At 74.2% G+C, this 10,924-nt stretch carries 11 protein-coding genes; 3 read left to right on the forward strand and 8 right to left on the reverse strand.

Annotated elements, in window-relative coordinates; translation table 11 throughout:
- Positions 1-108: 108 nt before the first annotated feature.
- The 5 genes from recA to ACL02O_RS05260 form a co-directional block, all read right to left on the reverse strand.
- Positions 109-1,158 (reverse strand): recombinase RecA, encoded by a 1,050-nt coding sequence (recA, locus tag ACL02O_RS05240; RefSeq protein ID WP_412816898.1) that lies wholly within the window; start codon positions 1,156-1,158, stop codon positions 109-111.
- Positions 1,159-1,343: 185 nt separating this feature from the next.
- Positions 1,344-1,544, reverse strand: coding sequence for a DUF3046 domain-containing protein (locus tag ACL02O_RS05245; protein WP_073832642.1), 201 nt, complete (start codon positions 1,542-1,544; stop codon positions 1,344-1,346).
- A 5-nt stretch (positions 1,545-1,549) separates the two neighbouring features.
- Positions 1,550-2,932, reverse strand: a complete 1,383-nt coding sequence (locus ACL02O_RS05250) for an MFS transporter (protein WP_412816800.1) — start codon at positions 2,930-2,932, stop codon at positions 1,550-1,552.
- 68 nt (positions 2,933-3,000) lie between these two features.
- Positions 3,001-4,143, reverse strand: coding sequence for an acyl-CoA dehydrogenase family protein (locus tag ACL02O_RS05255; protein ID WP_412816801.1), 1,143 nt, complete (start codon positions 4,141-4,143; stop codon positions 3,001-3,003).
- A 96-nt stretch (positions 4,144-4,239) separates the two neighbouring features.
- Positions 4,240-4,968 carry a GNAT family N-acetyltransferase gene (locus ACL02O_RS05260; protein ID WP_412816802.1) on the reverse strand — a complete coding sequence of 243 codons (729 nt, stop codon included), beginning with the start codon at positions 4,966-4,968 and terminating at the stop codon, positions 4,240-4,242.
- 94 nt (positions 4,969-5,062) lie between these two features.
- Here ACL02O_RS05260 and ACL02O_RS05265 point away from each other — a divergent pair, with 94 nt between their 5' ends.
- Positions 5,063-5,716, forward strand: coding sequence for a 4a-hydroxytetrahydrobiopterin dehydratase (locus ACL02O_RS05265; RefSeq protein WP_412816803.1), 654 nt, complete (start codon positions 5,063-5,065; stop codon positions 5,714-5,716).
- An 8-nt stretch (positions 5,717-5,724) separates the two neighbouring features.
- Here the strand turns inward: ACL02O_RS05265 and ACL02O_RS05270 are convergent, their stop codons facing one another.
- The gene (locus ACL02O_RS05270) at positions 5,725-6,426 is read right to left on the reverse strand and encodes a UdgX family uracil-DNA binding protein (protein WP_412816804.1); all 702 of its coding nucleotides are present in this window, start codon (positions 6,424-6,426) and stop codon (positions 5,725-5,727) included.
- Positions 6,427-6,644: 218 nt separating this feature from the next.
- Positions 6,645-7,982, reverse strand: a complete 1,338-nt coding sequence (locus ACL02O_RS05275) for an aminotransferase class I/II-fold pyridoxal phosphate-dependent enzyme (RefSeq protein WP_412816805.1) — start codon at positions 7,980-7,982, stop codon at positions 6,645-6,647.
- Between the two features lie 38 nt (positions 7,983-8,020).
- On the opposite strand from ACL02O_RS05275, the gene ACL02O_RS05280 reads away from it, so the two are divergent.
- Positions 8,021-9,268: a bifunctional pyridoxamine 5'-phosphate oxidase family protein/GNAT family N-acetyltransferase gene (locus tag ACL02O_RS05280; protein WP_412816806.1), complete on the forward strand. Its 1,248-nt coding sequence runs from the start codon at positions 8,021-8,023 to the stop codon at positions 9,266-9,268.
- Positions 9,265-9,933: a leucine efflux protein LeuE gene (gene leuE, locus ACL02O_RS05285; RefSeq protein WP_412816807.1), complete on the forward strand. Its 669-nt coding sequence runs from the start codon at positions 9,265-9,267 to the stop codon at positions 9,931-9,933. Before ACL02O_RS05280 ends, leuE begins: the two co-directional genes overlap by 4 nt.
- Positions 9,934-9,956: 23 nt before the next feature.
- Here leuE and ACL02O_RS05290 read toward each other — a convergent pair whose 3' ends face one another.
- Complete coding sequence (locus tag ACL02O_RS05290; protein ID WP_412816808.1) at positions 9,957-10,880, reverse strand: sporulation protein; 924 nt, start codon at positions 10,878-10,880, stop codon at positions 9,957-9,959.
- Positions 10,881-10,924 lie beyond the last annotated feature (44 nt).

Genomic DNA, 10,924 nt, shown 5'->3' on the forward strand with positions numbered 1-10,924 from the left:
GACCGCCACGGCGGGGCCGGGGCGTGGTGTTGGTGTCACCCGCGCGAGGCGGGCTGGCGTCCCAGCCGCGTCCCGTACGGGCGCGTCGTCCTGCCATGGATCAGCAGATCAGAAGTCGACCGGCGGCAGCTCCGGGCCGCCGGCGGCGTCGCCCGCGCCGCCGATCCCGACGCCGAGCTTCTCCAGGATCTTCTTCTCGATCTCGGCGGCCACGTCCGGGTTCTCGCGGAGGAACTCGCGGGCCTTCTCCTTGCCCTGGCCGAGCTGGTCGCCGTCGTAGGTGTACCAGGCGCCGGACTTGCGGATGATCGCCTGCTCCACGCCGACGTCGATCAGCGAGCCCTCCCGGGAGATGCCCTTGCCGTACATGATGTCGAACTCGGCCTGCTTGAACGGCGCGGCGACCTTGTTCTTCACGACCTTGACCCGGGTCCGGTTGCCGACCACGTCGGTGCCGTCCTTGAGGCTCTCGATGCGGCGCACGTCGAGCCGGACCGAGGCGTAGAACTTCAGCGCCCGACCACCGGTGGTGGTCTCCGGGCTGCCGAACATCACGCCGATCTTCTCGCGGAGCTGGTTGATGAAGATCGCCGTGGTGCCGGTGTTGTTGAGCACACCGGTGATCTTCCGCAGCGCCTGGCTCATCAGCCGGGCCTGGAGACCCACGTGGCTGTCGCCCATCTCACCCTCGATCTCGGCGCGCGGCACCAGGGCGGCGACCGAGTCGATCACAATGATGTCGAGCGCGCCGGAGCGGACCAGCATGTCGGCGATCTCCAGCGCCTGCTCACCGGTGTCGGGCTGGGAGACCAGCAGGGCGTCGGTGTCGACACCGAGGGCCTTCGCGTACTCCGGGTCGAGCGCGTGCTCGGCGTCGATGAAGGCGGCGATGCCGCCGGCCCGCTGGGCGTTGGCCACGGCGTGCAGGGCCACGGTGGTCTTACCGCTGGACTCCGGGCCGTAGATCTCGATGACCCGGCCGCGGGGCAGGCCGCCCACGCCGAGTGCCACGTCGAGCGCGATGGAGCTGGTCGGGATGACGGCGGTCTGCACGACCGGCCGCTCCCCCAGCCGCATCACCGAGCCCTTGCCGAACTGCTTGTCGATCTGAGCGAGAGCAAGGTCGAGCGCCTTCTCCCGGTCCTGGCCTGCCGCCATCGTCGCCACCCCTGCCTTCGCCGGCGTCTTACCTGAGCTTCGCGTCACGCGGGACACGCTAGGCGCTGGGTCCGACAGAAAACCAGCCGACGGGCCGCGAGCTGTGGACGAGCACCCCGCTGTGGACAATAGCCGAACAGGTGTACGACTCGACAAGCGACACGCCGAAGTAGTGAACGGGCCGCTCAGCGTAGTCGCGCGGGCACCCGGTCGGGATAGGCGGCGACCACCGCCCGCCAGACCACGTGGGTCTCCTCCCCCGCCGCCAGGGCCTGCTCGATGGTCCGCCCACCGAGCTGGGACAGCACCTGGTCGCTGGCGATGCTGGCCGCGTAGCCCGGCCCGAACGCCTCCTCCAGCCGCGCCCAGAAGTCGGTCAGTCGCACCGTGGTCAGCCTTCCTCGCCGAGTGTGGCCTCCTGCGGAAGCCGGAGCCCGTCCGGTGCCGTCGACGGCACCGGACGCAACGCTAGCGCCACCAGCGGCGCCACCGCGATCGCCGCCAGCAGGGTCAGCGTCGGATAGCCCGCGGTCCGCATGACAAACCCGCTGGCCGCCGCCGCGCCGGCCCCGGCCAGGCCCATGGTCAGGTCGGAGAGCCCCTGCACGCCCGGCCGCGCGGCGGTCGGCACCGACTCGGACAGCAGGGTCGAGCCGGCCACCATGGTCCCCGACCAGCCCAGCCCGAGCAGGGTCAGCCCCACCGAGAGCTGCGGCGTGTGGTGCCCGGCGGTGCCGGCGACCGCGCACGCGGCCAGCAGCAGCGCCACCCCGCCGAGGATCACCGGGCGGCGGCCCACCCGGTCGGTGAGCCAGCCCACCACCGGGGAGAGCGCGTACATGCCGGCGATGTGCAGGCTCAGCACGATGCCGACCACCCGGAGCACGTCCGCGTCGGAGTGCGACTCCCCGAGGCGTACCGGAGTCATCGACATCACCGCGACCATCACCAGGTGGCCCACCGCCACCGCGGCCATGCCGAGGCGCGCGGCCGGCAGCCCGCGCACCGTGCGCCAGGCCGCCACCATGCCCGCGCCGCGCCGGGCCGACGACGACCCGGGCTCGGCGCGTCCGGCGTCGCGCTGCGCCCCGGAGCCGCCGGCGACCGGGTCGGCCGGGGTGTCGGCGGCCGCCAGCCGGCGCGCGGTGAGCAGCGGATCCGGCCGGAGCAGCACCAGGAGCACGACGGCGGCCAGGGTGAACGCGGCGGCGCTGAAGGCGAACGGGCCGGCGAGCGCGGGCAGCCCCCAACCGCTGGTGGTGTGGTCGGCGAGCGCGGCGAAGTTCGGTGCGGCCACCGCGCCGATGGTGGTGGCCCAGACGACCAGCGAGAGCTGGCGGGCCCGGCGGGCCGGCTCGGCCAGGTCGACGGCGGCGTAGCGGGCCTGGAGGTTGGCCGCCGTGCCACCACCGAAGAGCAGCATGCCGAGGAAGAGCAGCGGCACCAGGTGGACCACGGTGGCGACCACCACCACCACGCCCCCGACCGCCCCGGCCAGGTACGCCGTCGCCAGGCCCGGCCGCCGCCCCCGGGCTGTCATGATCCGGGTGACCGGGATGGCGAGCAGCGCCCCGCCGACCACCGCGGCGCTCTGCGCCAGCCCGGCCAGGGCGGTGCCGGCGACCCGGGCGGCGAGCAGCGCCCCGACCGAGATGCCGATGGTGACGCCGATGCCGCCGATGATCTGGGTGAGGAAGAGCAGGCGCACGGTGCGCCGCTGGATCGGGGCGACATCGAGCCGGGCCGGGGCCGGCGCGGTCAGTTCGGTGGCCATGCGGGTGCTCCTCGGTAAGGGGTGACCCATCCTCCCGCACCCGACCGGGCCGGCGACACCCGGTTCTGCTAGAGGCCGAGGCCGCGGCCGATGATCTCCTTCATGATCTCGGTGGTGCCGCCGTAGATGGTCTGCACCCGGCCGTCCAGCCAGGCCTTCGCCACCGGGTACTCGAGCATGAAGCCGTAGCCGCCGTGCAGCTGGAGGCAGCGGTCGGCGACCTTGTTCTGCAGCTCGGTGGTCCACCACTTGGCCTTCGCCGCGTCGGTCACCGAGAGCCGCCCGGCGTTGAACTCGGCGACGCAGTGGTTGACGAAGGTTCGCGCGATGGTGACCTCGGTGTCCAGCTCGGCCAGGAGGAAGCGGTTGTGCTGGAACTTCCCGATCGGCCGGCCGAACGCCTCGCGGGAGCGGGCGTAGTCGAGGGTGAGCGCGAGCAGCTTCTCGGTGGCGGCGACCGCGGCCACGGCGATGCTCAACCGCTCCCGGGGCAGGTTGGCCATCAGGTGGTAGAAGCCGTGGTTCTCGGTGCCGATCAGGTGCTCCGCCGGCACCCGGCAGTCGTCGAAGAACAGCTCGGCGGTGTCGTTGGCCTTCAGGCCCACCTTCTCCAGCCGCCGGCCCCGGGTGAAGCCGGGGGTGCCGGTCTCCACCACCACCAGGCTCACCCCGTGCGCGCCCTGGTCGGGCGCGGTCCGCACCACCACCACGACGAGGTCGGCCTGCTCGCCGTTGGTGATGAACGTCTTCTGCCCGTTGATCACGTACGTGTCGCCGTCGCGGACCGCGGCGGTGCGGATGCCGGCCAGGTCGCTGCCGGCGCCCGGCTCGCTCATCGCGATGGCGGTGACCAGGTCGCCGGAGCAGAACCCCGGCAGCCAGCGCTTGCGCTGGTCCTCGGTGGTCAGCTCGGTCAGGTACGGGGCCAGCACGTCGTTGTGCAGCCCGAAGCCCAGCCCGGAGCAGCCGGCCGCGACGACCTCCTCGACCAGCACCGCGTTGAACCGGAAGTCCCGCTGGCCGCCACCGCCGTACTCCGGGTCGACGTCCATGCCGAGCAACCCGGCCGCGCCGGCCTTGCGCCACACCTCGCGGTCGACGATCCCGGCGGCCTCCCAGCGCGCGTGGTGCGGCACGGCCTCCCGGGCGAGGAACTCACGGCACAGGTCCCGGAACTCTTCGTGGACGGGCTCGTACAGATGCTGCTCCATGCGGGCCAGTGTGGCACCGCCCACCCGCCCTGCCCAGAGGCGAGCCGGGCACGCAGCCGGCACACCCGGTACAACGTGCGCGCCGCGGCGGACCGGTCAGCCCCACCAGGTGGCGTCGGCGACCGGGACGAAGCCGAGGGACTCGTAGAGCGGCCGACCGGCGCGCGCCGCGGTGAGCGTCATCGGCACGTCGCCGAAGCGGCCGAGCACGTCGTGCAGCAGGGCCCGGCCCACGCCCCGCGACCGGTGCTCGGGGAGGCTGGTCATCCAGTAGAGGCCGACGCCCTCGTCCCGGATGGTCAGGCAGGCGCCGGCCGGCCCCCCGGTGGCTTCGGTGACGTCCCGATGGACCAGGAAGAACCGGGTTTCCGGCCGGTCCAGCAGCGCGGCCGGGAACGCCGCGCCCGGGCGGTACGGCTGGAACCGCTCCAGCGGGAAACCGTGCACCACCACCTCCTCGGCGGCGGCGAGCTGGTCGGGGTGCTCGACCGGGGTGACCGGCAGGGACGGGCCGGGCACCGGCCCGGGGCGGCGGATCAGCACCGGCAGGGTTCGCGGGGTCAGGCCGAGGTCGGCGAGGTCGAGGCGGGCGAACTGGTCCTCGACGACGACCGGGCCGGTCCGCGCGCGGACCAGCGTGGCCAGCTCGACCCGGTCGTCCCGGGCCGGCTCCGGGTCGAGCAGGAGGATCCGCAGCCCGGCACGCTCGTCGCCGGCGACGGCGAGGAACCCGGACCGGCGCAGCAGCGCGTGCCCCCGGGCCTCGGCGAGCGCGGCCCAGAGGGCGGCCGCGTTCCGGACGGACAGCTCAAGATCGCTCGTCATGTCCCCGACGCTAGGTCCTCCGCCCGGCCCGGCGCAGGTCCATTCCGCCGTCGCCGCGCTGGTCCATGTCACCCGGGCAGGCCAGCATGACGGGATGACCACACTCACCGGATCACAGATCGCCGACGAGAAACTGGACGGCTGGACGTACCTGCTGGGTGCCCTGCAGACCCGGATCCGCACGCTGAACTTCGCGGCCGGGCTGTCGATCGTGGACGCGATCGGCGCGGCGGCCGAGCGGCTGAACCACCACCCGGACCTGGACCTGCGCTACGCCCACGTCGACGTGCGGCTCTGGTCGCACGACGTACGCGGGGTCACCGCCCGGGACGTCCGGCTGGCCCGGGCCGTCTCGGCGATCGCCGCGGCCGCCGGGGTGGACCTGGCGCCCACCGGCGTCTCCCGACTCGAACTCGCCCTGGACAGCCCGGACTTCGCGGCGGTGTTGCCGTTCTGGCGGGCGGTGTTCGGCACCGGGCACCTGGCCGGGCCGGGGTTCGGCGACGAGCTGCGCGACCCGGCCGGCACGCTGCCCACGGTGTGGTTCCAGGAGTCCGGCCGGGAGGAGCCCCGGCAGCGCTGGCACCCGGACGTGTGGGTCGACCCGGCGGAGGTGCGGTCGCGGATCGACGCCGCCCTGGCGGCCGGCGGGACGCTGGTCAGCGAGGCGGCGGCACCGCACTTCTGGGTGCTGGCGGACGCGGACGGCAACCGGGTCTGCCTCTGCACCTGGCAGGGCCGTGACTGACCGGCGCCTCAGCCGGCCAGGGCGCGGGCGGCCACCGTCAGGTCCTTGACCAGACCGTCGTACGCCACATCCTGGTTGTCGGCGCGCAGCACCGCGGACGGGTGGATGGTGGCCAGCAGCCGGGTCTCGGGGGCGTCGGCCACCTTCCCGTCGCTGTCCACCGGCACCCGGGCGAAGTCCTCCGGACGTTGGGCGGCGGCGGGCCAGGGCATCAGTTCGCCGCGCTGCTTCGTCACCCGGAACGCCGGGCCGAGCAGCGCCTTGGCGGCGGTGGCGCCGAGCACCACGATCATCTCCGGGCGGAGCCGGGCGAACTCGGCGACCAGCCACGGCCGGCAGGCGGTGATGTGCACCCGGTCCGGGGTCTGGTGGATGCGCCGCTTCCCGCGCAGCTCGAAGCGGAAGTGCTTCACGGCGTTCGTGATGTACACCCGTCCCGCGTCGATGCCGGCGTCGTCCACCGCGCGACGCAGCACCCGGCCGGCCGGTCCGACGAACGGCAGGCCCTGCTTGTCCTCCATGTCGCCGGGCTGCTCGCCGACGAAGACCACCTGAGCGCTCTCGTCGCCCCGGCCGAAGACGGTCTGCGTGGCGTCGTGGTAGAGCTCGCAGCCCCGGCAGCCGGCAGCGGCGGCGCGTAGCTGGTCGATGGTGTCCGCCTGCGGCGGGATGAACTCCTGGGCTCCGGGCGGGCTGTCGGTGTCGGCCATGCCGACTTTATATACCGGTTTCGTCAGCGACGCCCGGCCCGGGCATCAGTAGCCGCCGCCACCACCGCCGCGCGAGGCCAGCGCGATCGCGATGATCACCAAAATGAGCACCACCACCGCCACACCGATCCAGACCCCCTTGCGGGACCCGTTCGAAGCCACGTCGCCCACCTCCCAGCCGGTGATACCCGTCGGAGCCCGGGACATGCGGGCCCGGGTCAGGCGGTGAAGCCGGCGGGGGTCGGGCGGAGCGCGCGGGCGACGGCCTCGGCGAGCGGGTCGAGATCGGACCCGTCGAGCGGGCTGACGGTGATCCGCACCCCGGGCGCGGCGGCGATGCGGTGCGGCGCGCCGGGTGCGACCGACCAGCCGGCGTCGCGCAGGGCGGTGACCGCCAGGGTCTCGTCCGGCACCGGGATCCAGATGTTGATCCCGGTGCGGCCGTGGGCGGAAACCCCGTGCGCCGCGAGGGCCTCGACGAGGCCGTCCCGGCGACGCTCGTAGCTCTCCCCCGCCCGGCACACGAGGTCGGCGGTGGCCGGGTCGCGCCACAGCGTCAGGACCAGGCGTTGCAGCACGGTGGAGACCCAGCCGGCGCCGACCCGGGCCCGGCCGGCCACCCGGGCCACCGTGGCCTCGTCGCCGGCCAGCACCGCGAGCCGCAGGTCGGGGCCGTAAGGCTTGCTCACCGACCGGACGAAGGCCCACGTCGGGGTCGCCCCGGCGAGCGGGTGCAGGGGTACGCGGGCCAGTTCGGCGGCGTGGTCGTCCTCGATCAGCAGCAGGTCGGCGCGGCCGGCGAGCAGTCTCCGCAGCGCGTCGGCGCGGGCGGCGGTGACGGCGGCGCCGGTCGGGTTCTGCGCCCGGCTGGTGACCACCAGGGCGCGCGCCCCGGCGGTCAGGGCGGCCCGGACGCCCGGCTCGGTCGGGCCGTCGTCGTCGACGGGCACCCCGATCACCCGCAGCCCGAGGGCGGCGACCAGGTCGAGCAGGTTGGCCCAGCCCGGGTCCTCGACGGCCACCGCGTCGCCGGGGCGCAGGTGCGCGGCGAGCAGCCGCTCGATGCCGTCCAGCGCGCCCCCGGTCACGGTGATCTCCTCGGCCGGTACGCCGTCGGCGGTGAGCCGGTCGCGGGCGACGGCGGCCAGTTCGGGCAGGACGGCGCTGGCCGCGTAGCCGGTGGGGGGCCCGATCTCGGCGGCGAGCGCGGCCAGGTGCGGGCCGAGCGGCGGCAGCAGCCGGCTGTCGGGCTGACCGGTGGAGAGATCGCGGGCGCCGGGCAGCGGCGGCGGCAGCAGCGCGGCCCGGCGGGTGGCCACCGGCGGACGGGGCCGGACCCGGGTGCCGTGCCGGCCCGCGGTGACGACCAGGCCGCGCTGCCGCAGCTCCTGGTACGCCCTGGCGACGGTGGCCGGGCTGACGGCCAGCTCGGCGGCGAGGGCGCGGACGGCGGGCAGGGGGTCGCCGGGGGCGAGCGCGCCGGTGCGGATACCGCTCTCCACGCTCGCCGAAATGGCGGCCGACGTCGCGCCGCCGATCTGATAATGTGCTGCCACAGTTCGGTGATTGTACTAGAACAAAGGTGGGATGTCTCATGTACCCCCGGACCGAACGGACCACCGCCACCCGCTACCGCGACCGGATGCACTACGACCGGGCCACCGCACACGACCTGCTCGACGAGGGGTACCACTGCGCGCTGGCGTTCACCGTGGACGGTGAGCCGCGCGTCCTGCCCACCCTGCACGTCCGGATCGACGACACCCTCTACGTGCACGGCTCCACCGGCAGCCGGCCGCTGCTCGCCGCCCGCGGTGAGGCGGGGCTGCCCGTCTGCGTCGCCGTCACCCACCTCGACGGCCTGGTCCTGGGCCGGTCCCAGTTCCACCACAGCGCCAACTACCGCTCGGTGATCGCGCACGGCACCGCCCGGCCGGTCACCGACGAGGCGGAGAAGGCGCGGGTGCTGACCGCGCTGGTGGAGAAGCTGGTCGCCGGCCGCAGCACGGACAGCCGGCCGCCGACCCGCCGGGAACTGGCCGAGACGGCGGTGCTGGCCCTCCCGCTGCGGGAGGTCTCGGTCCGGATCCGGGCCGCCGGGGTGCTCGACGAGCCGGCCGACTACGACCTGCCGTACTGGGCCGGGGTGCTGCCGCTGTGGCTCACCCGGGGCACGCCGCAGCCGGATGCGGGGGTGGACGTGCCGCTGCCGGCGTACCTGCGGCCGGCCCGCTCGCCCTGGCTGGAGCCGGTGGTGCTGCGCGGCGAACACGTGGTGCTGGAGCCGCTCGACCTCGCCCACGCCGAGGACCTGTACGCCGCCCTCGACGACGAGGAGGTGTGGCGGCACGTCGGCAGCCCGCGCCCGGAGAGCGCCGAGCAGATGGCCGGCTACGTCAGCGCCGCGCTCGACGCCAACCGGCGCGGGGTCCGGACGCCCTGGGTGCAGCGCTGCGCGGTGACCGGGGCAGTGGTCGGCACCACCTCCTACTACGAGCCCGACCCGGAACTGCGCGCCGTGGAGATCGGCTTCACCCAGCTCGGCCGCACGTGGTGGCGTACCGGGATCAACACCGAGGCGAAGCTGCTGCTGCTCACCCGGGCCTTCGAGGAACTGGACGCGGTCCGGGTCACCTGGCAGACCAGCACGCTCAACGAACGGTCGCAGCGGGCGATCGAGCGACTCGGCGCCACCCGGGAGGGGACGCTGCGGTCCAACCGACGGCGCGCCGACGGCACCTGGCGGGAGTCGGCGCTCTATTCGATGCTCGCCGAGGAGTGGCCGAACGCACAGGCCAGGCTGCGGGAAAGGCTTCGACCGGCGGTGCCCGCGGCGTCATGATGTCCGGCGTGCTGGGTATCACCGACATCTGGACGTACGTGCTGGGGACCGTGGCGATCGTGCTGCTCCCCGGGCCGAACTCGCTCTTCGTGCTCTCCACCGCCGCCCGGCGCGGGGTGGGGACCGGCTACCGGGCCGCCGGCGGAGTGTTCGTCGGCGACTCGGTGCTGATGTTCCTCTCCGCCGCCGGGGTGGCGTCGCTGCTCAAGGCGTACCCGCCGCTCTTCCTGGTGATCAAGTACGCCGGTGCGGCGTACCTCGGCTACGTGGGGTTGACCATGCTGCGCGGCGCGTGGCGGCGCTGGCGCGACCGCAACGACCCGACCACGCCGCGGCTGATCGACGCGGCGGAGCCGGCGGCGCTGCGCAGCCCGTTCCGGCGGGCCCTCGTCATCAGCCTGCTCAACCCGAAGGCGATCCTCTTCTTCATCTCCTTCTTCATCCAGTTCGTCGACCCCGGGTACGCCTGGCCGGCGCTGTCGTTCCTGCTGCTCGGGCTGATCGCCCAGGTGGCCAGCGCGCTCTACCTGACCGCGCTGATCTTCGCGGGCACCTTCCTGGCCACCCAGTTCCACCGCCGCCGGCGGCTCGCCGCCAGCGGCACCACCGCCGTGGCGATGCTCTTCCTCGGCTTCAGCCTCAAGCTCGCCACCTCCTCCGCGTAGCCGGCGGCCGGGACGGGCGCGGCTCAGGTGCCGTCGCCGCCCCCGCCGCCGACACCGGCGGCACCGGCGGTGCCACCGAGGCCGTAGCCCGGTGCGACGGGCTCGTCGGGCGGGCGGCTGACGTGGGCGGACTCGCGGATCGCCGCGGACCGGTCGGAGTGTGCGGCGGCGGCGGCGTGCCGGTTGATGGCGTGCCGCAGCCAGCCGTCCACGGTGGCGACCCAGTCCCGCCGCTCGGCCCCGGCGTGCGAGACCCGGAACCGGCTGATGCTCTGATGGGTGACCCCGGCCAGGGAGAGCCGGCGGTCCGCCCAGAGCAGCACCTCCAGCCCGGACGCGCCGGTCACGAAGATCACCTCAAGCTCGGTGATCGGGCCGGCGTACAGCGGGGCCACCCAGTAGCCCAGCCGCTCGTGGAACGGCAGCGTCTGCTCCACCCCGGGCAGGCGGCCCTGCTGCAGGCCCGCCTGCCGCATGACGAAGCCGAGGCTGTCCAGCGCGGCGAGCACGTGCTGCTGGGTCGGCAGCGGGTGGACGAAGACCGGCACCATCGCGCCCTGGTCCAGGTCGGGATCGACCGACACCTCGGTCCGCAGCCCGGTGCGCAGGCTCATCAGCGGGACTCCGCCGAAGATGGTCACCGGGGTCTCCCACGGCAGCGGAAGGGCGAACTCCACCGCCCGCCGCCGCCCCGCCGGCACCACGAACCGGCCGGCGATCGGCACCTGGTGATACTGCATCAGCCGCCGGGGCGAGCCCGGATCCTCCGGCTCGACCTGGGCGACCAACCCGAGCCGGATGTGCCGGACCGCGACGTCCGTGCCACCGGCGGCGAGGGTCACCCGGCCGGGCAGGCGCAGCCCCGGCCGGCTGCTCGGGTTGGGCAGGGTGGTGCTCACCGAGAGGCCGGTCCACACCGACTCCGACGACACCCCGGTCAGCCGCATCCCGCGCTCCTCCCGTCCTCGCCCGGCGTTTTCCCGCTGGCCGT

The sequence above is a fragment of the Micromonospora mangrovicola genome (assembly GCF_047200535.1).
In the GTDB taxonomy this organism is placed as follows: Bacteria; Actinomycetota; Actinomycetes; order Mycobacteriales; family Micromonosporaceae; genus Micromonospora.

Excerpts from the sequence above, each read along its gene's own strand:
- ACL02O_RS05250 (WP_412816800.1), bottom strand. The coding sequence starts at position 2,932 with ATGGCCACCGAACTGACCGCGCCGGCCCCGGCCCGGCTCGATGTCGCC.
- recA (WP_412816898.1), bottom strand. The coding sequence starts at position 1,158 with ATGGCGGCAGGCCAGGACCGGGAGAAGGCGCTCGACCTTGCTCTCGCT.
- leuE (WP_412816807.1), top strand. The coding sequence starts at position 9,265 with ATGATGTCCGGCGTGCTGGGTATCACCGACATCTGGACGTACGTGCTG.
- ACL02O_RS05270 (WP_412816804.1), bottom strand. The coding sequence starts at position 6,426 with ATGGCCGACACCGACAGCCCGCCCGGAGCCCAGGAGTTCATCCCGCCG.
- ACL02O_RS05290 (WP_412816808.1), bottom strand. The coding sequence starts at position 10,880 with ATGCGGCTGACCGGGGTGTCGTCGGAGTCGGTGTGGACCGGCCTCTCG.
- ACL02O_RS05265 (WP_412816803.1), top strand. The coding sequence starts at position 5,063 with ATGACCACACTCACCGGATCACAGATCGCCGACGAGAAACTGGACGGC.
- ACL02O_RS05255 (WP_412816801.1), bottom strand. The coding sequence starts at position 4,143 with ATGGAGCAGCATCTGTACGAGCCCGTCCACGAAGAGTTCCGGGACCTG.
- ACL02O_RS05280 (WP_412816806.1), top strand. The coding sequence starts at position 8,021 with ATGTACCCCCGGACCGAACGGACCACCGCCACCCGCTACCGCGACCGG.
- ACL02O_RS05260 (WP_412816802.1), bottom strand. The coding sequence starts at position 4,968 with ATGACGAGCGATCTTGAGCTGTCCGTCCGGAACGCGGCCGCCCTCTGG.